23 protein-coding genes and 2 pseudogenes are annotated in these 20,066 nt (G+C 71.9%); 17 read left to right on the top strand and 8 right to left on the bottom strand.

All coding sequences use genetic code 11. The features are described from left to right. Positions 1-37 precede the first annotated feature (37 nt). From AC4BEG_RS28185 to AC4BEG_RS28145, 9 genes are all read left to right on the top strand, one after another. On the top strand, positions 38-220 hold the full coding sequence (locus tag AC4BEG_RS28185) for a hypothetical protein (protein WP_490702530.1): 183 nt from the start codon (positions 38-40) through the stop codon (positions 218-220). 273 nt (positions 221-493) lie between these two features. Continuing rightward, the gene (locus tag AC4BEG_RS28180; protein ID WP_490702529.1) at positions 494-1,072 is read left to right on the top strand and encodes an MPN domain-containing protein; all 579 of its coding nucleotides are present in this window, start codon (positions 494-496) and stop codon (positions 1,070-1,072) included. 5 nt (positions 1,073-1,077) lie between these two features. Continuing rightward, positions 1,078-1,503, top strand: coding sequence for an SgcJ/EcaC family oxidoreductase (locus AC4BEG_RS28175; RefSeq protein ID WP_490702528.1), 426 nt, complete (start codon positions 1,078-1,080; stop codon positions 1,501-1,503). Positions 1,504-1,520: 17 nt separating this feature from the next. Next, positions 1,521-1,928 carry a VOC family protein gene (locus tag AC4BEG_RS28170; RefSeq protein ID WP_490702527.1) on the top strand — a complete coding sequence of 136 codons (408 nt, stop codon included), beginning with the start codon at positions 1,521-1,523 and terminating at the stop codon, positions 1,926-1,928. A gap of 580 nt (positions 1,929-2,508) precedes the next feature. Further along, positions 2,509-2,907, top strand: coding sequence for a hypothetical protein (locus AC4BEG_RS28165; protein ID WP_490702526.1), 399 nt, complete (start codon positions 2,509-2,511; stop codon positions 2,905-2,907). 10 nt (positions 2,908-2,917) lie between these two features. Then, positions 2,918-4,261 (top strand): hypothetical protein, encoded by a 1,344-nt coding sequence (locus AC4BEG_RS28160; protein ID WP_490702525.1) that lies wholly within the window; start codon positions 2,918-2,920, stop codon positions 4,259-4,261. A 221-nt stretch (positions 4,262-4,482) separates the two neighbouring features. Continuing rightward, positions 4,483-4,626 carry a hypothetical protein gene (locus AC4BEG_RS28155; protein WP_490702524.1) on the top strand — a complete coding sequence of 48 codons (144 nt, stop codon included), beginning with the start codon at positions 4,483-4,485 and terminating at the stop codon, positions 4,624-4,626. Between the two features lies 1 nt (position 4,627). Beyond that, positions 4,628-5,065 carry a VOC family protein gene (locus AC4BEG_RS28150; protein ID WP_490702523.1) on the top strand — a complete coding sequence of 146 codons (438 nt, stop codon included), beginning with the start codon at positions 4,628-4,630 and terminating at the stop codon, positions 5,063-5,065. Positions 5,066-5,103: 38 nt separating this feature from the next. Then, positions 5,104-5,328, top strand: a complete 225-nt coding sequence (locus AC4BEG_RS28145) for a hypothetical protein (protein ID WP_490702522.1) — start codon at positions 5,104-5,106, stop codon at positions 5,326-5,328. 2 nt (positions 5,329-5,330) lie between these two features. Here the strand turns inward: AC4BEG_RS28145 and helR are convergent, their stop codons facing one another. The 3 genes from helR to AC4BEG_RS28130 all read right to left on the bottom strand — a co-directional run bounded on the left by helR (position 5,331) and on the right by AC4BEG_RS28130 (position 9,392). Beyond that, positions 5,331-7,499 carry an RNA polymerase recycling motor ATPase HelR gene (gene helR / locus AC4BEG_RS28140; RefSeq protein WP_490702521.1) on the bottom strand — a complete coding sequence of 723 codons (2,169 nt, stop codon included), beginning with the start codon at positions 7,497-7,499 and terminating at the stop codon, positions 5,331-5,333. A 296-nt stretch (positions 7,500-7,795) separates the two neighbouring features. Next, positions 7,796-8,548, bottom strand: a complete 753-nt coding sequence (locus tag AC4BEG_RS28135) for an ABC transporter permease (RefSeq protein WP_490702520.1) — start codon at positions 8,546-8,548, stop codon at positions 7,796-7,798. Positions 8,549-8,603: 55 nt separating this feature from the next. Further along, on the bottom strand, positions 8,604-9,392 hold the full coding sequence (locus AC4BEG_RS28130) for an ABC transporter ATP-binding protein (protein ID WP_490702519.1): 789 nt from the start codon (positions 9,390-9,392) through the stop codon (positions 8,604-8,606). Positions 9,393-9,465: 73 nt separating this feature from the next. On the opposite strand from AC4BEG_RS28130, the gene AC4BEG_RS28125 reads away from it, so the two are divergent. Together AC4BEG_RS28125 and AC4BEG_RS28120 are read left to right on the top strand one after the other, a co-directional pair. After that, positions 9,466-10,104: a TetR/AcrR family transcriptional regulator gene (locus AC4BEG_RS28125; RefSeq protein WP_490702518.1), complete on the top strand. Its 639-nt coding sequence runs from the start codon at positions 9,466-9,468 to the stop codon at positions 10,102-10,104. 2 nt (positions 10,105-10,106) lie between these two features. After that, on the top strand, positions 10,107-10,415 hold the full coding sequence (locus tag AC4BEG_RS28120) for a DUF6204 family protein (RefSeq protein WP_490702517.1): 309 nt from the start codon (positions 10,107-10,109) through the stop codon (positions 10,413-10,415). Between the two features lie 32 nt (positions 10,416-10,447). On the opposite strand, the gene AC4BEG_RS28115 is transcribed toward AC4BEG_RS28120, so the two are convergent. Further along, positions 10,448-11,182 (bottom strand): CDP-alcohol phosphatidyltransferase family protein, encoded by a 735-nt coding sequence (locus AC4BEG_RS28115; RefSeq protein ID WP_490702516.1) that lies wholly within the window; start codon positions 11,180-11,182, stop codon positions 10,448-10,450. A 125-nt stretch (positions 11,183-11,307) separates the two neighbouring features. Between AC4BEG_RS28115 and AC4BEG_RS28110 the strand changes: the two genes are divergently transcribed. The 5 genes and pseudogenes from AC4BEG_RS28110 to AC4BEG_RS28090 form a co-directional block, all read left to right on the top strand. Further along, positions 11,308-12,285, top strand: a complete 978-nt coding sequence (locus tag AC4BEG_RS28110) for a zinc-dependent alcohol dehydrogenase (RefSeq protein ID WP_490707233.1) — start codon at positions 11,308-11,310, stop codon at positions 12,283-12,285. 100 nt (positions 12,286-12,385) lie between these two features. Next, positions 12,386-12,784: a 6-pyruvoyl trahydropterin synthase family protein gene (locus AC4BEG_RS28105; protein WP_490702515.1), complete on the top strand. Its 399-nt coding sequence runs from the start codon at positions 12,386-12,388 to the stop codon at positions 12,782-12,784. 32 nt (positions 12,785-12,816) lie between these two features. Further along, entirely contained in the window at positions 12,817-13,887 is a 1,071-nt protein-coding gene (locus AC4BEG_RS28100; RefSeq protein ID WP_490707232.1) for a glycosyltransferase family 4 protein, read from the top strand. Next, positions 13,815-14,726, top strand: a complete 912-nt coding sequence (locus AC4BEG_RS28095) for a class I SAM-dependent methyltransferase (RefSeq protein WP_490702514.1) — start codon at positions 13,815-13,817, stop codon at positions 14,724-14,726. Before AC4BEG_RS28100 ends, AC4BEG_RS28095 begins: the two co-directional genes overlap by 73 nt. Continuing rightward, positions 14,723-15,661: pseudogene (locus AC4BEG_RS28090) on the top strand (lysylphosphatidylglycerol synthase transmembrane domain-containing protein); the annotation flags it as partial. The gene AC4BEG_RS28095 and the pseudogene AC4BEG_RS28090, both read left to right, overlap by 4 nt. Before the next feature lie 171 nt (positions 15,662-15,832). Here AC4BEG_RS28090 and AC4BEG_RS28085 read toward each other — a convergent pair. After that, positions 15,833-16,477 (bottom strand): annotated as a pseudogene (locus AC4BEG_RS28085) (RibD family protein); the annotation flags it as partial. Then, a complete protein-coding gene (locus tag AC4BEG_RS28080) occupies positions 16,474-17,226 on the bottom strand; it encodes a creatininase family protein (RefSeq protein WP_490702513.1) in 753 nt (250 codons plus the stop codon). The pseudogene AC4BEG_RS28085 and the gene AC4BEG_RS28080, both read right to left, overlap by 4 nt. Positions 17,227-17,323: 97 nt before the next feature. Here AC4BEG_RS28080 and ribA point away from each other — a divergent pair, with 97 nt between their 5' ends. Next, positions 17,324-17,980, top strand: a complete 657-nt coding sequence (gene ribA, locus AC4BEG_RS28075) for a GTP cyclohydrolase II (RefSeq protein WP_490702512.1) — start codon at positions 17,324-17,326, stop codon at positions 17,978-17,980. A gap of 32 nt (positions 17,981-18,012) precedes the next feature. On the opposite strand, the gene AC4BEG_RS28070 is transcribed toward ribA, so the two are convergent. Beyond that, a complete protein-coding gene (locus tag AC4BEG_RS28070; RefSeq protein ID WP_490702511.1) occupies positions 18,013-19,023 on the bottom strand; it encodes a Gfo/Idh/MocA family protein in 1,011 nt (336 codons plus the stop codon). After that, positions 19,020-20,021, bottom strand: coding sequence for a Gfo/Idh/MocA family protein (locus AC4BEG_RS28065; protein WP_490702510.1), 1,002 nt, complete (start codon positions 20,019-20,021; stop codon positions 19,020-19,022). Before AC4BEG_RS28065 ends, AC4BEG_RS28070 begins: the two co-directional genes overlap by 4 nt. Between the last annotated feature and the right edge of the window lie 45 nt (positions 20,022-20,066).

Below are 20,066 nucleotides of genomic sequence, written 5' to 3'. Positions count from 1 at the left end.
GCGCTTCGACGTTCACACCCCCACTCATGGAGTCACGATGTCTGGAGTTTCCGAGACAGCTTCAGTCCGGCGCGGCACGCTCGCCGTGGCGGGCGGCGTGACCGGCACGCCGGACGGGTTCCGGCCGCTGAAGCCGGGGGCGTACGCGCCGGTCGCGGCCGCGGCGGTGAACGCCGCCACCGCGTACCGCGGGGCCAGGCCACTGCCCTCGGCCGGCTGAACGCGCTCGCTGCCTGCGCGGACACCCCGGCCGCCGTGCGCTGCCGGATCGTCCGCGCCACCGGCCGGGCGAGTCTCCCCGGTGTCACGCCGGTCGCACAGCGGCGGTGCGGAGGCGCCGGCCATCTCGAAACCCTCAGCTCTTGAGGAATCACAGACATGCCCCATGCTGCGGGGCACCGACGTCGAGCGAGGGATCCTCGACCACCCCCACGGAAGCGTATTTGCCATGTCCTTATCTGATGCATCGACACCCGGCCCCGGGACCGTCCTGATGGACGACCGCGCCCTCGACGAGTTCCTCGTCGCGGCCGTCGGCCAGTACCAACTGATCACTCCCGAGGCTCCGTTGCCCTGCTTCGCCCTGCTCCTGGGCACCTCCGGCGAGACGGTCCACCACGTGCGGCGGGTCGCCTTCGCCCGCAACGCCCGTACCACCGACCCGGCCGCCCGCCGCGAGTTCGCCGAGTCGCTCATCCCCCGCTTCGGCCCCGCGTACGAGAACGAGACCCGCGGCTGGTGGATCGACTCACAGGATCTGCTGACCGCCACCCGCGCGGCCGAGGCCGAGGGGCTGGAGATCCTCGGATCCATCCATATGCACCCCGACTGGCACCGCATCGGTCCACAGGCCGAACGAGGGCTCACGCTCAGCGAGCACCCGACGCCGATGGACCAGCATGTGTTCGGCCACACCGGGTGGCCCGTCAACGTCATCTGCTATCTGGAGCGGCGCGGCGGCACCGTCTACCACGCTCTCGCCGCCTGGGCCCCGACCAGCCGGCCGGAAGGCGGGTGCGTCGAGATTCCGCTGCGGATCCGCACCGCCGCGATGACGAGCGCGGGAGCGTGAGCCCGGTGACCACCACTGACGACGAACGCGTCCGCGCCCTGTGGGACGCCATGTCCCGTGCCTGGGCCGCCGGTGACGCCGACGCCTTCGCCGCCGTCTTCGCGGAGGACTGCGACTTCACCACGGTGCGCGGCGAGAAACCGCCCGGCCGGGCCGGCATCGCCGCGGGCCACGATCAGCTCTTCCGCACCGCCTTCCGCGCCACCCGCCTGGAGGTGCGCATACGGTCCGTCCGCCTGCGGAGGCCGGACCTCGCCACGGTGGACGTGGAGTCCAGCGTGGTCGCGGCGGACGGGAAGACGGTCGCCGACACCCATGCCCTCGCCGTCGTGGAACGCCTCGCGCACGACGGCGATGACGGAACCTGGCACATCACCGCCTTTCACAACATGATCCCAGCCCCCCGACCGGCCACCCTTCCGGCCAACTGACCCCTGAGGAGTCGCACATGTCCACCACCCCCACGAAGCCCAAGCTGCGTCATCTGGCCCTCGTCGCCCGCGACCCCGAGAAGCTCGCCGAGTTCTACAGCGGGATCTTCGACATGGAGATCTTTCACCGGGACCCCGACGGCAGTTGCTTCCTCTCCGACGGGTACTTCAGTCTCGCCCTGATCAAGCACCAGCTCGACGGCGAAACCCCGCTGGGCATGAACCACTTCGGCTTCCATGTGGCCGACACCGCCGAGACCTCGGCCGCTCTGGTCGCCGCAGGAGCCCAGGAGCCCGCCGAGCGCTTCACCAACCGTCCCTTCGCGGAGTACCGGGCCATGGACCCCGAGGGCAACTGGTTCGATCTGTCCGCTCACGGCTTCGGCGGCCCCCGTCCCTCGGGCGAGTCGGACGACGACCAGTGACCGGGCGCCCGGAAGTGCCGGCCTGAAGAAGAAGCGCCTGGGCCGCCCTACGCCTGGACGCACGCCTCGGTGAACCGCCCCCGCCGATCGGAGACACCCGTCGTACCGCTGTCGCCGACCGGTCCTGCCCGCGCGGAGCACGGCCCGGCGGGGGTGGCCCGGCGACGTCGGCGGGACGGTCCGGGTCCGGGACGACCACCCGGGCTCCCCATGCCTCCGCCTTCTCCCGGAGGCGGAACCTGCCGCCCTTCCCGCCGCCGGAGCGTGGATTCGTGATCAGGAACGGCCGCTCCGGTGGCGCGACCCGCCGTTCCCGGGGGCGGCCCCGGAGCCCGGTCGCCTGCGGCGAGGGCGAGCCGTGGCGTCCAAGGCGCTGTCGGGCCCGGGACCACCCGAGGCGGGTGATCCCGGACGGCCGGAGGCCACCGCGTGGCGATCAGCGGCGGACTCGCGTAACGATGGAACCACCGGTTCGGACGAACGAGCGGGCACGGCGGCCGATACGCGAGCCTGCGCGCAGACACCGCGTTCCGACGAGTTCCCGCGACGGCGCCCGGCTCCCCATCCGGTGGTGGTGTCGATGCTCCCGAGCACTGCTCACCCGGTCGGATACGCGGCCGGACACACTTCCGACCCAGCTGTCGTCCCGCTGGACCCGGCCGGGGAGCCGCTGCTCGCCGCAAAGCTGTTGGTGCCCGAGGAGCCGCGCACGCACGTCCGGCGTCGGCAGCTCACCGACCGGCTGACCGGCGCGGCGGCCGGGCCGCTGACCCTCGTCACCGGCTCGGCCGGCGCGGGCAGGACCACGGCGTCCGCCTCACGGGCAGGTGGCGGAGAGTCGCCGGCCGGCGGATCGAGGAGATGCGGCGCCTGCCGGACTGGCTCACCGGCCACCCGCGCCGGGCCCGGTGGCACCGCCCGGTGGCACCACCTTGAGCCGGCCCGCACGGATTCCTCCACCCCGTATGCACCCGTGTGAGGGAGGACTCATGAATCCGTCCGCTGACGCTGCCTCCGGCGCCTCGGAGCCACATCCGCTGAGCGACGCCGAAAGGAGGGAGTACGACCGGCTGCGGGCGGCGGCATCCGTACGCCACCGCCGCCTGCGTCACGTCGGCGCCTGCGTGCTGCTCGTCCTGGCACTCCTGCTCTCCCCGCTCGCGGTCGTCGCCACCTGGCTGCACGAGCAGGTGGCCGACAGCCACCGGTACGTCCAGACAGTCGCCCCGGTCGCCAGGAAGCCGTCCGTCCAGGCCGCCGTTACCGACCGGCTCACCAAGCGCGTGGTCGACCAGGTCGACGTGCCCGCCATCACCGCCCAGCTCTCCAAGAGCCTGGACAAGGCCGGCGCCCCGGCCATCGCCGTGAACGGCGCCGGGGCGCTGCGTGGACCGCTGGAGACCGCCCTCACCAGCAGCGTGCACGGGATCGTGCACAAGGTGATCACCAGCGACCAGTTCCCGCTGGTGTGGGACGCCGCCAACCGCCGCGCCCACGCCGCCGTCGTCAAGGTCCTCACCGGCGAGGGCAGCAGCGCCGTCCAGGCACGGGGAAACACCATCGTGCTGGACATCGGCACCGTCATCGACAGCGTCAAACAGCGCCTCGTGCAAGCGGGCTATGAGAAGGCCGCCAAGTTCCCCCACGTCGACCGTCAGGTCACCCTGCTGAAGACGGACAAGCTCGACGAGGCACAGGGCGCCATGCGCCTGCTCAACGTCCTCGGCACCTGGCTGCCCGTCATGACGGTCGTGCTCGCCGCCCTCGCCGTGTGGACTTCCCCCGCCCACCGGCTCATGCTGATGGCGACCGGGATCGGCACTGGCGTGATGATGATCGCGCTGCTGGTCGCCCTGGCCGTGACGCGTGGCATCTACCTTGACTCCGTCCCGCCCACCGCCCTGCCCCGGAACGCGGCGGCCGACATCTTCGACACCCTCGTACGCTTCCTGCGCGAGAGCACCCGCACTCTCCTCGTCCTCGCCGTCGTCACCGCGCTCGCCGCCTACCTGTACGGCCCCGGGCGCGTGGCCCGCGCCGTCCGGTCGGCGGCGGCACGCGGCACCGGCGCCATCGGCCGGGGTCTGGCCCGCGTCGGCGCCCGCACCGGCGGCTTCGGCCGCTGGCTGGACACCCACCGCCCCTGGACCACAGGCGTCACGATCGCGGGCGGCGCACTCGCCCTGGTGCTGTGGAACCACCCCACCCCGGCGTCGGTCGCCCTCGTCCTCGGCGTCGTCGTCCTCGTCCTCGTGCTGCTCGGCGTCCTCGCCGGCGCGTCCGGCCCCGCCGGGGCCGCGGCGGACGCCCGCGACGGGAATCGCCGAGCGTGAGGGCGGCGCGCCGTACGTTCTCCATGTCGGGGGATCGGCCCAGCGGTGGCCCGCCCACCTGGCACGAGCGAACCGGCCGCCGCTCGCCGCGCCGTTCGAGGAATGATGAGGGACGCGATCCGCGGGCGCTGACGGCGGGGTCCAGCTGTTCCACAGATCATGGAACGAATCGTCCGCTATAGCGGAACGATCCTGTCCGCAATACGCGGGAGGCTGGACCCATGACCGACCAGATCTGGAACCCCTTGCTCCGAGACCAGCCCACCTGGCACTGGACCCAACCCGATCCGCCACCGTTCACGACGATCGCCTGGCGGCTCAGGCATGTGATCGTCGGTGTGCACACCCGACAGGAGGCGAGCTGAGATGGCCCGCGATGTCCAGCTCACTTTCGACTGCGCCGACCCGGCGGGACTGGCCGCGTTCTGGGCCGAGGCCATGGGCTACCGACTTCAGGATCCGCCCGAGGGGTTCGCGTCCTGGGATGAGGCCCTGGAGGCGATGGGCGTGCCGCCCGAGCGGCGCAACGACGCGTCGGCGTTGCTCGATCCCGAAGGCTCCGGGCCGCGGCTGTTCTTCCAGCGGGTGCCGGAGGGCAAGCAGGCCAAGAACCGTGTGCACCTCGATGTGCGGGCCGCCCCCGGGCTCGTGGGCGACGCGCGGATGGCGGCCCTGGAGGCGGAGGCCGAGCGGCTCGTCTCCCTCGGTGCCACCCGGCTCGAGCGCCATGAGCCCGCTCCTCCGCTCGGTGCCGGTCATATCGTGATGGCCGACCCCGAGGGCAATGAGTTCTGCCTCGACTGATCAACCGCGTGGCGGGCCAGCCCACTTGCGTTCACACCGTGTCCCGTTCGGGACCAAGAAACCCTGAACGGGACACGGTCAGCACGCTGAACCTGCATGAGCCGGGCACCGTCAGGGCGCTGCTCGACGCGGCCCTGAGCAAGGGATGGTGTCCCGACGATCCCCCGCTCGAAGAGATCGACGGCTGGACCCTCTTCGACGCGGTGGCCGCGCAGCGCGCCGGGAGCTCGCGCGAACGGCAGGCAGACGGCCCGCAAGCCTGACGTCAGGAGCTGGTGAGGATGACGAGTTGCCGGGTCGCCCGGGTCATCGCGACATAGCGGTCGACCGCTCCTTCGATGCCCGTGCCGAACTCCTCCGGGTCGATGAGGACGACGAGGTCGAACTCGAGCCCCTTCGACAGCTCGGGGGTGAGCGACCGGACGCGGGACGTCGCCCGGAATGTGGGATCGCCGATGACACAGGCGGTCCCCTCGGCATGTGCGGCGAGCCAGGTGTCGAGGATCGGGTCCAGATCCGCAGCGGCTCCGTGGACGACGGGGACATCGCCGCTGCGGATGGAAGTCGGCACATTGGCGTCCGGGAGCGCGGCCCGGATCACCGGCTCGGCTTCCGCCATGACCTCTTCCGGCGTCCGGTAGTTGATGCTCAGGGAGGCCACGGTGATCCGGTCGAGCCCGATCCGCTCGAGCCGTTCCTGCCAGGACTCGGTGAACCCGTGCCTGGCCTGAGCGCGGTCCCCGACGATGGTGAAGCTGCGGGAGGGGCAGCGGAGCAGCAGCATCTGCCACTCCGCGTCGGTCAGTTCCTGCGCCTCGTCCACGACGATGTGCGCGAACGGACCGGCGAGCCGGTCCGGTTCTGCGCTGGGCAGTTCGGCCTCGTCGACCAGGCTGACCTGGGCGTCCTGGCCGCGCAACATCGTCACCAGACCTTCGCCGTCGTCGCCGTCGGCCCCGGAGTCGGCTGCGGCGTCGATCAGGTTGTCGACGACCTGCGCCATGCGCTCGCGCTGGGCGGCGAGGGCGGCAGCGTGCCGGCGCTCGCGCCGTGCCGTCTCCGGGTCGCCGAGCCGCTGCCGTGCCGCGTCCAGGAGCGGCAGGTCGGACACCGTCCAGGCATGGGGGTCCGTGCGTTGCAGCTTGCGGACGTCATCGGGGTCGAGCCAGGGAGCGCACATCCGCAGATAGGCGGGTACCGACCAGAGGTCTCCGACGAGGTCGGCCGCCTCGAGCAGCGGCCATGCGCGGCTGAAGGTGGTGATCAGCTCCTCGTCGTGGAGCAGCGACCTCCGGAAGAGGTCGGGTGAGACGTCACCGTCGTACTTGTCCAGCAGGATCGTGACCAGTTCCGCCCAGATCTGCTCGCGCGCCTCGTTGTGCGGAGTACCTGGGCCCGCCGCTGCGAATGCCTCGGCCCAGTCGTCGGCGCTCAGCCAGATGTCGGACCAGTCGGTCGTGACCGTCATCCCCTCGGCGGGCGGCTCTTCGTAGAACCTGACGGCCGTCTCGATCGCCTTCACCATGTCCGCGGACGACTTCAGGAGAGCCACGTCCGGGTCGTCCTCGAGCGCCGCTCCGGCTCCCTCGGCGATGAGGTCCCGCAGGGTGCAGGTCTGTACGCCCTCTTCGCCGAGGCTGGGCAGGACATCGGCGACGTAGGCCAGGTAGGGCTGGTGCGGACCGACGAACAGCACACCACCGCGACGGTGACCGAGGCGAGGGTCGGAGTAGAGGAGGTACGCGGAGCGGTGCAGGGCGACGACGGTCTTCCCCGTACCCGGGCCGCCGTCGACGACAAGAGCGCCGCGGGAGCCCGCCCGGATGATGGCGTCCTGGTCGGCTTGGATGGTGGCGAGCACATCCCGCATCCGGGCTGACCGGCTGCTGCCCAGGCTTGCGATGAAGGCGGACTGGTCGTCGAGTGCGGCGTGCCGTTCCAGCCCGTCGGCGGTGAACACCTCGTCCCAGTAGTCGCTGATCCGGCCGCCGGTCCAGCGATACCTGCGGCGGCTCGCCAGCCCCATCGGGTTGGCGTGGGTCGCCGCGAAGAACGGCTCGGCCGCGGGGGAGCGCCAGTCGACCAGCAGCCGACGGCCGGTGCTGTCGGTGAGGCCGAGTCGTCCGATGTACCGGGGCTCGGGGTCGTCCGCGGTGACGATGTGCCCGAGGCACAGGTCCAGGCCGAAACGGCGCAAGGCGCGCAGCCGGCCGGTCAGCCGGTGGACCTCGGTGTCCCGGTCCATCGCCGCCCGGCCCACGCCGCCGGGTGCCTTGAGCACGGCGTCGAGGCGGTCGGACAGTTCGGCGATCGCCTGCTCGAGGCTCTCCGCGATGGCCGCGAAGTGCTTCTCGTCCTCGGCGATCAGTGTCGGGTCGGCCTTGAGGGCGAGGCGGTCGGGAAGGTCGAACGCGCTGGTGGTCAGGGAGTTCATATCAGCGGCTCCGATCCGGGGTCGCGCCCGCGAGATCCAGCGGCACGCACATCCGCACCCCGGCGTCAGCGCCTGGCTCAAAGACTGACAACAGCACACGCACTTCGTGAGTCCCCCATTTCCGCGGGTTCGGGCCTTGGCCAGCGATTTTGCGGCAGAGAGGGGGCCTTGCCGCAAGGCCCCCCGTGCGCTATACGTTGAGAGTGGCAAGGAGTGGGTATTCCCCCTTGCCACTCTCACTCGCTCCGGACCTCACTCCCGACGACGCTCCGGACGCCGGCGCCCCTACGGCCTTCTCAGGCGGGCGCGTTGCGGAAGAGGCGGGCGCCGCCGAGCAGACACAGCACCGCCAGAGCCAGGGTGACGGCCGCGCCGGCGGCCACGGTGCCGTTCGCGTAGTGGCCCTGGAACACCTCGCGTACGGCGTCGACCGTGTACCGGAACGGGACGGCGTGCGAGGCGCCGTCGAGCCAGCCGGGGGCGAGCGACATCGGCAGCAGCAGTCCGGCCAGCAGCATCAGGGGCATCCCCACCGTATTGACGACGGCGGCGAACTCCGGTGCCGTCCTGATGTGCATCGCCAGCCCGTAGGAGAGCGCGGAGAGCGCCGCCGACACCACGGCGACGAACAGCAGGCCGATCAGAACGCCGGCCAGCGGGGCGCGCAGTCCGAAGGCCACGCCGAGGAGGACGAGCAGAACCGCCTGGATCACCAGCTGGACCACATCGCGCAGGGTACGGCCGAGCAGCAGCGCGAGCGGGCTCACCGGTGTGACCCGCATCCGGTCGACCACCCCGAGGTTGCGGTCCATGAGCAGTCCGAGTCCTACGTACGACCCGCCCAGCAGGGTGAGCTGGATGAGCACCCCGGGGACCAGGGCCTGCCAGGAGGAGCCGCTGACGCCCATGTCCAGCTTGGTCAGCAGCGGGCCGAAGAGCGCCAGGAAGAGGAGGGGTTGGAGCATGCCGAAGAAGAGGTTGGTCTTGGAGCGGAGCGTCGTGCGCAGACAGCGCCCGAAGACGATGCCGGTGTGAGTGAGAAGTGTCATGGGTTTCATGGGGGTCGGAGGGGTGTGACGTGAAGGATGGGCGGGCGGCGGGGCGTCAGATGGCGACGGGTTCATCGGCCGTACTCCGCCCCGTGATGGCGAGGAACGCGTCCTGGAGGCTCGCCGCCGGATCGCCGGTGTAGCGGCTCTTGAGGTCGGCCGGGGAGCCCTCGGCGACGATCCGCCCGGTGTCCACGACCACGACGCGGTCGGCGAGGGCGTCGGCCTCGTCCAGATAGTGGGTGGTGAGGAAGACGGTGGTGCCGTGTTCGGCGCGGATGCGCTCCACCAGTTCCCACAACTCGGCCCGGCTGCCCGGGTCGAGCCCCGTCGTCGGTTCGTCGAGGAAGACCACCTCGGGCCGGTTGACCAGGCCCATCGCGATCTCGAGCCGACGGCGCTGACCGCCGGAGAGCGCGGCGGTCGGGCGGTCCATGAGGGCCGAAAGGCCCAGATCGCGGGCGAGTTCATCGGCGCGATCCCGCGCCGCGCCCTTGGACATCAGATGCAGTCGGCACTGGGTGATCAGCTCCTCACGGACACCGCAGGCGGGGTCGAGGCCGCCCGACTGGGCCACATAGCCGATGCGTCGGCGGACGCCCGCCGGGTCGCGCAGCAGATCGTGGCCCGCGATCTCGGCGTCGCCGCCGGTGGGCGGCAGCAGGGTGGTGAGCATCCGCAGCGTTGTGGTCTTGCCCGCCCCATTGGGGCCGAGGAAGCCGAGGATCTCGCCACGGCCCACGGTGAGGTCGATTCCGCGGACGGCGTGCACCGGTCCGCTCTTGAGCTGGAAGGTCCGGGTGAGACCCCGGATCCGGATGACGGATGAGGAGTTGGAGGACATGGCAGGGATGGAAGCACAACAGACTGCAAAGCTGCAATCGACTTAACCTTTGCAGTGCAGTTAGACTTTCGTCATGGCTGAAGGACTGCGCGAACGGCACAAGCGGCGAACACGCCGGCGCATCACGGAGACGGCGGTGGCCCTGTTCGTGGAGCGGGGGTTCGACCGGGTGACGGTCGCCGAGGTCGCCGAAGCGGCGGAAGTCTCGGTGAACACGCTGTACAAGTACTTCCCCGCGAAGGAGGACCTCGTTCTGCCGCCCGACCAGGCGTCTCCCGAGCGGCTCGCCGACTTTGTGCGGCAGCGCGGCCCCGGCGAGACCGCCGCGCGGGCGGTCCTCGAGGGGCTGCGGGAGGAAGTGCGCAGACGCGACCGCGCCGTGGGGCTCTCCGAGGGATACGGCCAGTTCTTCGCGATGGTCCGGGCGGCACCCACACTCCTCGCCCGCCTGGAGGACCTGGGCTCCCAGATGACCGACGCGCTCACGACGGTCCTCGCCGAGGAGACCGGGGCCGCGCCGGACGATCCGCTGCCACGGGTGATGGCCACGCAGATCAGCTGCAACCACGCACTGGTCTACGCCGAGATCGGCAAGCGCACCACGGCGGGCGAGCCCCCGGACTCCATCGCCGCATACGTACTCGAACTCCTCGACACCATCGAGGACACACTGGGCGAGCGGGTGCTCGGCTACGCCCCGCGGAAGGACTGAGCGTGTTCAGGGTGACGATCCGCGGTGCGTTCGACGGACTGAGCGACGCCCAGCGCACCGCCCTCACCGCCGACTCCGGCTCCCTCCAGGCCGCGTTCACCGAGGCGGGCAGCTTCACCTGCGACGCCAGTCTGTCGGCGTTCACCTTCCGCTGCCAGGTGCCGACGGCGGAGCCGGACGATGGTGAACAGGGCGCCACCCGGCGGGCGCTGGCGGCCCTGGACGCGTATGGCTATCCGTACCGGGTGCTGCGGGTCGGGGTCACGGATATGCGCGCCATCAAGGTCCGCCGCAAGGGACGGCGTTCCTAGGCCCTGCTAAGGGGCGGTCCGCCCACGGCGGATCAGCTCTGCGCGGCGCGCTGGTGGCGGGTGCGCCACAGCCATCCGATGTCGCGGGTGAAGGACCAGCTCAGCAGGGCCAGGGCCAGCAGCACTTCGGTCAGGGCCGCGGTTCGCGGAAGGATCCCGGCCGCGGCCACCAGCAGGGCGATGCCCTGGAGCGCGGCCACCGTCTTACGGGCCGTGCTCGGCGGGAGTTCACCGCGCAGCCACGGCAGGAACCGGGACGCCACGACGAACGCGTAGCGCATACCGCCGATCAGCAGCACCCAGGCGCCGAGCGAGGTGGCCACATAGGCGCTGAGCACCAGGATGAGGAACGCGTCCACTTCCATGTCGAAGCGGGCGCCCAGCGGGGACGAGGTGCCGGTGCGGCGGGCCACCTTGCCGTCCACCGCGTCCAGGATCAGAGCCACCGTGGTGAGCGCGACCAGCACCGTGACCCGCGGCGGGCTCTGGAAGGAGTCGGCGACCAGCGCGGTCACCCCGCCGACCAGCGTGGCTCGGGCCAGGGTGACGCGGTTGGCCGCCCCGAACGAACGCAGCCATGAACGGGACACGGCGCGGTTGAGCACCGCCCAGGTGGCGAAGGCGAAGGCCACCCCGGTCAGCCATCCCGCGGGACCGAGCCCGAGTGCCATGCCGAGCAGGGCGAGCAGGGCGAGCTGTGCTCCCGCACCCGCCGCGGTCTCCTGGCGCAGCGGTTTGGTGTTGTACGTGTCATTCAGGGTTGCCACCGTGCACCCTCCGGCTGTGTGGCGGAGTCCATGAGTGCCGCGTACCGTGATCGCGGCTGGTTATCCGTACGTGTGCCGCCGCCCGATTGTTCAGCTGTTCAGCGCGATCCTTCTGGAGGATGTCGATGGAGCGCGTCGCCCGCGCCTTCTGGCTCCGCTCCCCCGGCCACGGCGAGATACGGGAGGTGACGCTGCCCGAACCCGACGATGGCGAGGTGGTGGTGCGCACCCTGTGCTCCGGGGTGAGCCGGGGCACGGAGACCCTGGTGTTCCGGGGCGGGGTGCCGGAGAGCCAGCACACCGCGATGCGGGCGCCGTTCCAGGAGGGCGCGTTTCCGGCACCGGTGAAGTACGGCTATCTCAATGTGGGTGAGGTGGAGCAGGGGCCCCGGGAGCTGCTGGGGCGCACGGTGTTCTGTCTGTATCCGCATCAGACCCGTTATGTGGTTCCGGCGAGCGCGGTGACCGTGGTGCCGGAGGACGTGCCCGCCGCGCGGGCGGTGCTGGCGGGCACGGTGGAAACCGCGGTGAACGCCGTGTGGGACGCGGCACCGCTGCTCGGCGACCGGATCGCGGTGGTGGGGGCCGGGATGGTCGGGGCGAGTGTCGCCGCCGTACTGGCCCGTTTTCCGGCGGTACGGGTGCAGCTGGTGGACGCGGATCCGGCGCGCGCCGATGTCGCGGCGGCGCTCGGGGTGGAGTTCGCGCTGCCGGAGGGGGCCGCGGACGGCTGCGATCTCGTGGTGCACGCCAGTGCCACCGAGGCCGGGCTCGCCCGCTCGCTGGAACTGCTCGCCCCGGAGGGCACCGTGGTGGAGCTGAGCTGGTACGGCGACCGGCGGATCAGTCTGCCGCTGGGCGAGGCGTTCCACTCGCGGCGGCTGACCGTGCGCAGCAGCCAGGTGGGCACGGTGTCGCCGAACCGTGGCCCCCGCCGCGGCTACGCCGAGCGGCTGGCGCTGGCGCTGGAGTTGCTGGCCGACTCCTCCTTCGACGCGCTGGTGAGCGGGGAGTGCGCCTTCGAGGAGCTGCCGGGGGTGTTGCCGAGGCTCACCTCGGGTGAGCTTCCGGGACTGTGCCACCGTGTGCTGTACGGGCCCTGAGGTCGCCGCGAAATCGGTCTGAACACGGGGAACGCATCGGCCGTACTACACAGTGTGCCCCGGCAGACGGGCCCGACGCGCGCACCTGGAGGGTCATCCGTTGTTCAGCATCACCGTCCGCGACCACATCATGATCGCCCACAGCTTCCGCGGCGAGGTCTTCGGACCCGCGCAGCGGTTGCACGGAGCGACGTTCCTCGTGGACGCCACGTTCCGCCGCACCGAGCTGGACGACGACAACATCGTCGTCGACATCGGGCTGGCCACCCGTGAACTCGGGCAGGTCACCGGAGCGCTGAGCTATCGCAATCTCGACGAGGAACCGGACTTCGCGGGCATCAACACCTCCACGGAGTTCCTGGCCAAGGTGATCGCCGACCGGCTGGCCGAGCGGGTGCACGAGGGAGCGCTGGGCGAGGGCGCCCGGGGGCTTTCGGGTCTGACGGTCACCCTGCACGAGTCGCATATCGCCTGGGCGAGTTATGAGCGTGCCCTGTGAGCGGCGGTGAACCGCGGGCGGTGCACATCGTGATGCCCGGCGATGTGCACGATCCCACCGCGCCGAGCGGTGGCAATGTCTACGACCTGCGGGTGTGCCGCGATCTGCCCGGTACCGGCTGGCAGGTGCACGAGCACGCGATGGCCGGGGCCTGGCCCCAGCCGACCGCCGGGGCCCGCGCCGAACTGGCCCGGACCCTGGCGGAGCTGCCCGACGGCAGTGTGGTCCTCCTCGACGGTCTGGTGGCCTGCGCCGTGCCGTATCTCATCGTTCCCGAGGCGCGGCGGCTGCGGCTGGCGGTGCTGGTGCATCTGCCGCTGGGGGACGAGACCGGGCTGGCCCCGGGCCGGTCGGCGGATCTCCAGGCCCTGGAGGGCCGGACCCTGCGCGCGGTGGGCGCGGTGGTGGCCACCAGCGACTGGGCGGCGCGGCGGCTGGTGGAGCTGCACGGGCTCGCCCCGGGGCAGGTGCATGTGGCCGCGCCCGGGGCCGATACGGGGCCGTCGGCGGAGGGCAGCGAGGACGGCACCCGGCTGCTGTGTGTGGCGTCGGTGACCCCGCGCAAGGGCCAGCGCCGGCTGATCGAGGCGCTGGCCGGGATCGGCGATCTGCCGTGGGAGTGCACCTTCGTGGGCGGTCTCGACCGGCACCCCGGCTATGTGGGCCGGGTGCGGGAGCTGATCGGGCGGGCGGGTCTGGAGGACCGGCTGCGGCTGGCCGGACCGCGCTCCGGCGCGGAGCTGGAGGCCAGTTACGCCGCCGCCGATCTGCTGGTGCTGCCCTCGCACGCCGAGACCTACGGCATGGCGGTCACCGAGGCGCTGGCCCGTGGCATTCCGGTGCTCGCCACCGAGGTGGGCGGGGTGCCGGAGGCGGTGGGCAAGGCGCCGGACGGCAGTGTGCCGGGGATGCTCGTCGACCCGGAGGATCCGGAGGCGCTCACCGCCGCGCTGCGCCGCTGGCTGGCTGAGCCCGCCACGCGACGGCGGCTGCGGGAGGCCGCGGCCGGACGGCGTACCGCCCTGGACGGGTGGGACATGACATCGCGGAGTCTGGCCACGGCGCTGGACCGGCTCCGCCGGGACACCGGGAGGGCCGCGTGACGGCGACCGACACACCGCGCTACACCCCCGACTGGCTTCAGTTGCGCGAGGGTGCCGACGCGGCGGCCCGCGCACCGGAGCTGGTGGACTCGCTGCGGGCGCATCTCGCGGCGCGGCCGGGCCCCGACGGTCCGCTGGTGGTGCACGACCTGGGCTGCGGCACCGGGTCGATGGGCCGCTGGCTGGCGCCCCGGCTGCCCGCGCCGCAGCGCTGGGTGCTGCACGACCGGGATCCGCGGCTGCTCCAGCGGGCCGTCGAACAGCCGCCGTGCGATGCCCAGGGCACCCCGGTGGCGGTCGGGACGCGGCGCGGCGATCTGGGACGGCTGACCGCCGACGATCTGGCCGGTGCCTCACTGGTGACCGCCTCGGCGCTGCTGGACGTGCTGACGCGCGAGGAGGTGGACCGACTCGCCGCGCTGTGTGCGGAAGCCGGGTGTCCGGTGCTGTTGGCGCTGTCGGTGGTGGGACGGGTGGAGCTGACTCCGGCGGATCCGCTGGACGACGAGATCCTGGACGCGTTCAACGCCCATCAGCGCCGTGGTGTGCGCTTGGGTCCGGACGCGGTGACGGTGGCCACCGCGGCGTTCGAACGGCGGGGAGCGGTGGTCCGGACACAGAGCAGCCCGTGGCGGCTGGGCCCGGAGGAGTCCGCGCTGACGGCCGAGTGGCTACGGGGCTGGGTCGGTGCGGCCAAGGAGCAGCGGCCGGACCTCGGGGCGCGCGCCGAGGCGTATCTGCGGCGCCGTCTGGCGGTGTGCGAGGCGGGCGGGTTGGGGGTGGTGGTGCACCACCGCGATCTGCTGGCGCTGCCCGCAGCGGTGGAGGCGGCGGCATGAGCGGGGCGGTCCGGGCGCGGCTCGGCGCGGTGGCCGGTGCGGCCATCCTCGTGGTGCTGCTGTGGCGGCTGGGCACGGGCGCGTTTGTCGACGGGCTGCGCAGGATCGACGGGCCGACCCTGCTGGGCGCCCTCGGCTTGGGCCTGCTCACCACGGTGTTCAGCGCATGGCGCTGGTGTCTGGTGGCACGGGGTCTGCGGATCCGGCTGCCGCTGGGCCGGGCCGTGGCGGACTACTACCGCTCGCTGTTCCTCAACGCGGCGCTGCCCGGCGGGGTGCTGGGCGATGTGCACCGCGCCGTACGCCACGGGCGCACCGCCGGTGATGTCGGGCGGGGGGTGCGCGCGGTGGTCCTGGAGCGGGTCGCGGGCCAGGTGGTGCTGATCGCGGTGGGGATGGTGCTGCTGCTGGCGCATCCGGCGGTGGCGCTGGAGCAGACCCGCCGGGTGGCCGCTGCCCCGGGCGCCGTACCGGTCCTGGCCGTGGTGGCCGCGGGTCTGGTGGCACTGGCGGTGTGGTCGCGGCGGCGCGGAGCGGCCGGCCCCTCCCGGGGGCGGCGGGCGCTCCGCGGCGCGCTGGCCGAGGCGCGCCGCGGGCTGCTGGCCCGCGGCAGCTGGCCGGGGGTGGCGGTGGCCTCGGCGGTGGTGCTGACCGGGCATGTGGCCATGTTCCTGCTGGCGGCGCGGGCCGCGGGGTCAACCGCGCCGGTCGCCGTGCTGGTGCCGCTGCTGGTGCTGGCCCTGATCGCGATGGCGCTGCCGCTGAACGTCGGCGGCTGGGGACCCCGGGAGGGTGTCACCGCCTGGGCCTTCGGCACGGCGGGCCTCGGCGCGGGCCAGGGTCTTTCGGTCGCCGTGGTGTACGGGGTGCTCACCTTCGCGGCGAGCCTGCCCGGTGTCGCGGTGCTCATCGGGCAGTGGATCGCCGGACTGCGGCGTCCCCAGGTCGAGTTCGAAGAGGGTGTCCTCGCCGAGGACACCTCGGCGCACGGGCGGTCGGAGCGCGTCCCGCAGCACCGGGGTACCGGCGAACCGGAGTCCGGGGACACCATCGCCGATCAGGACCGGCGCCACGGTGACGTAGAGCCGGTGCAGCGCCCGCTCGTGCAGAAAGCGGGACACGGTCACCCCGCCGCCCTCGACCAGTATCCGGCCCAGGCCGCGCCGCGCGAGTACGTCCACCAGGCGGTGGGGGGCGAACGCGTCGCGGTCCGGCAGTGTCAGCACCTCCACGCCGTCCGGGATGGCCGGGCGCTCGCTGTCGGCGGCCACCACCCACAGCGTCGGCGCTGAGCCGTCCGTGAACACCCGGCGAGTGAGGGGAACCCGGCCATGCGGATCGACCACAACACGCACCGGATGGTCACCGGCGCAGGCGCGGACGGTCAGTTGGGGGTCGTCGGCGGCGGCGGTTCCGGCGCCCACCAGCACCGCGTCGGTGAGCGCCCGCAGCCGGTGCAGATGGCGGCGGTCCTCCTCGCCGGTGACGTAGTCGGCGTCGCCGGTGCTCGTGGCGATGAAACCGTCCAGGCTCTGGCCGAGCTGGGCCACCACCAGACGGGGTCCGGCCAGGCACAGCGGGGCGTAGCGCGCGGCCAGCTCCCCGGCTTCCGGCGAAGCGGGCTGCCGCCACCGGTACGTACCGTCCGCGTCCCGGACCAGACCGGCCGCCCCGGCCTCCGCCCCGGTCCGGACCGCGCGCAGCAGATCCCATGCGCGCGCCGCGTCGAGCACGGCAGTGCGGTCCGTCATCGCGTCTCCTCCCGGGCGCCGAGCAAGGAGAGATACTCATCGAAGGAATCGACAAGACCGGCGAGAAGTGCCTTTCCCTTTTCGGCGGAGGCCAGGGAGGGGCGGCCTATGACCCCGGACTCCGTATAGGCGGACATACCGAGGGTGAGCAGATGCTTCCGGTCATCCGCTATCCAGTCGGCCTTTTCCTGGCCGGGCCGGACGAGTTCCGGGCGGACTCGCAAGAGGATGGAAGTCTCCACTTCTCCCGCATGCATATCGGTGTTGGACGGCGTCTGCACTCCGGCCCGTTCGCGCGCGGCCGCCCAGTCGGCCGAACCCGGGAAAAGTGCCATGCGCATACCGGTGCCCACGGATTCCTGAACCACGTTCCGCAGCACATAATTCCCGCCGTGTCCGTTGACCACGGCGAGAGCGTGGACGCCGGCCGCCCGCAGCGAATCGGCGATGTCCCGGACGACGGCGTGCAGCGTGGCGGCGGAAATGCTGACCGTGCCCGGCCAGCCGGCGTGCTCGTGCGAACAGGAGACGGTGATCGGGGGAAGTGCCAGCACCGGGTGGGCCGCGGCGATCTCACTGGCGATGGCGCAGGCCACGACCGTGTCGGTGATCAAGGGAAGCCCGGCGCCGTGCTGTTCGAAACTTCCGACGGGCAGAACGGCGACCCGGGCTCCCCGGGCCCGGACGTCCTCCGTCGTATCCATCGGCAGAAGATCCGGGACCTGTGGTCGCGTTCCCGAACTGCTCATTTTCTCGGGCCTTTCGTTCGTACACCGGGGCAACGTGTTGACACGTGCTCGCCATTTTCACCTACACCGCAGGCAGTTTGCCAGATAGGATCGGGACATGACAGTAAGTGATAGCGTGGTCGACTCCAGTGCTCGCACCGCGGGTGCCAAGCGCGTGGCGAATCTCCAACTGTCCACCGTGTATGGCGAATTCCGCGCGGTCGGCTACCTCGACCTCAATCGCGGGGATGAACAAATAGCCCTGGTATACGGTGATGTCGAGGGTGCGGACGTCCTTACCCGGCTGCATTCGGAGTGCTTGACCGGAGATGCCTTCGGCTCCAAGCACTGCGAGTGCGGGGATCAGCTCTCGGCCGCGCTGAACACCATCACCCGCGAGGGCCGCGGCATTCTGATCTACCTCCGCGGCCATGAGGGCCGGGGCATCGGACTGCTCTCGAAGTTGCAGGCGATGCAGCTCCAGGCGGAGGGCATGGACACCGTCGAGGCCAATCTCGCCCTCGGGCTGCCCGCCGACGCCCGCGACTACCAGGTGGCGGCGGAGATGCTGCACGACCTCCAGGTGCGGTCGGTGCGGCTGCTGTCCAACAACCCGCTCAAGCGGGAGGCGCTGCTGCGCCACGGCATCGAGGTCAGCGAGCAGGTGCCGCTGCTGACCCCGCCGCGCGAGGAGAACATCAGCTATCTGCGCACCAAGCGGGACCGGATGGACCACTATCTGCCGCATCTGGAGGCCGCGGCCGACCGCTCGTGAGGGCGGCCGACCGGACCGGTGGCGAGGGTGGGTCAGAGGGCCCGCGGGCGGGGCGGGAAGCCGGCGGCGCGGTAGCAGGCGTCGACCAGGGTCATGGTGGCCAGGGCGTCGTCCGCGTCGAGTGGCGGCGGAGTGCCGTGCCGTACGGCGTCAGCGAACGCCTCCAGCTGGTAGGTGTACGAGGAGCGGCGGCCGAGTTCCTCGGTCCGCTCCCCCGCCCGGGTGCGCACCACGACGCGGTCGTCCAGATGCGGCTGGACGAAGTTCAGCGCGGTGGCCTCGCCGAGCGTGCCGGTGATCCGGCAGCTCATCCGCCACTCGCCTGCGGCCATATGGCAGCGGGCGAGGCCGGTGGCGCCGCCGGGGAAGGCCAGTTCGGCGTCGAGCCATTCGTCGACGTCCTCGGCGCCCGGCCGCTCCGCGCCCCGGGCGGCCACCAGCCGGGGCACGCCACCGGCCCAGGGGGCGAGCATCCGCTGCGCGTGCAGGCTGTAGCAGCCCAGGTCCATCAGGGCGCCACCGGCCAGCGACAGCGACCAGCGCGGATCGCCGTCGGGCGGGGCGGGCATCGCCATGATGGTCTCGACATGCCGGAGCTCACCGAGTTCACCGGAGTCCAGCAGCGTATGCAGCCGCCGGGTGACCGGGTGGAACAGGTAGTGGAAACCCTCCATGAAGACGGTGCCCGCGGTGGCGACGGCATCGCGGATCTCGGCGGCCTCCTCCGCGTTGCACGCCGAGGGCTTCTCGGTGAGCACATGCTTGCCCGCCGCGAGGGCGGCCAGGTTCCAGGGGCCGTGCAGACCGTTGGCGAGCGGGTTGTAGACGATGTCGACCTCGGGGTCGGCCACCAGCTCGGCGTAGCCGTCCACCACCCGTTCCACCCCGTGCTCGGCGGCGAACCGCTCGGCGCGGCCGCGGTCGCGGGCGGCCACGGCCACCAACCGGTGGCCGGTGGCGCGGGCCGGGGCGACGACGGACAGCGCGGAGATACGGGCCGCGCCCAGCACGCCGATGCGCAGGGGCGCGGTGGCTCCCGTCATCCGCGGCGGACCTCCTCGATCGTGACCGCGCGGCGCTCGCGCAGCGACAGGGTGCACGCCTCGGCGATCCAGCCCGCCTCCAAGGCGTCCTCCACGGTGCACGGCGAGGGCCGCGTCCCCGCGACGACCTCGGTGAACGCGGTGAGTTCGGCGCGGTAGGCGGCGGCGAAGCGGTCCATGAAGAAGTCGTGCGGCACCCCGGCGGGGAAGGTCGCGCCGGGCTCCACGGAGCGCAGCGGCAGCTTGTCCTCAAGACCCACGGCGATGCTGTCCTGGAAGCCGTGCAGCTCCATACGGACGTCGTAACCGCGGGCGTTGTGGCGGCTGTTGGAGACCAGCGCGAGGGTGCCGTCGTCCAGGGTGAGGACGGCCGCGGTGGTGTCGGCGTCGCCCGCTTCGGCGATGTAGGAGGCGCCGCGGTTGCTGCCCCGGACGTACACCTCGGTGACCTCGTGGCCGGTGACCCAGCGGATGATGTCGAAGTCGTGGACCGAGCAGTCGCGGAAGATGCCACCGGAGGCGGCGATGTACGCGGGCGGCGGCGGCGCGGGGTCCAGGGTGGTGGACCGCACGGTGTGCAGCGGGCCCAGCTCACCGCTTGCCACGGCCGCGCGGGCGGCGGCGAAACCGGTGTCGAAGCGGCGGTTGTAGCCGATCTGGATCGGCACCCCGCTGTCCTTCACCGCCTGCCGCACCTCGACGCCCTCCTTCATGGTTCCGGCGACGGGCTTTTCGCAGAACACCGGGACACCTGCCCGCACGGCGGCCTGGATCAGACCGGGGTGGGCGTCGGTGGCGGCGGCGATGACCACACCGTCCACTCCGGCGGCGAGGACGGCTTCGGGTGAGTCGGCCACGGTGGCGCCGAGCCGTGCGGCGAGGGCCGAGGTGTCCGCGTAGGGGTCGGTGACGACGAGGGATTCCACGGCGTCCAGTCCGCTCAGGGTCTCGGCGTGGAAGGCGCCGATCCGGCCGAGTCCCATGATGCCGATGCGCATGGCTGTCGCTTCTCCTTAGGGGGTGGTTCTGTGAGGTGGGGTAAT

This window comes from Streptomyces sp. JLBJ103 (assembly GCF_058215575.1).
The sequence above is the reverse complement of the archived record's forward strand: the minus strand, read 5'-3'. Positions and strand labels throughout refer to the sequence as shown.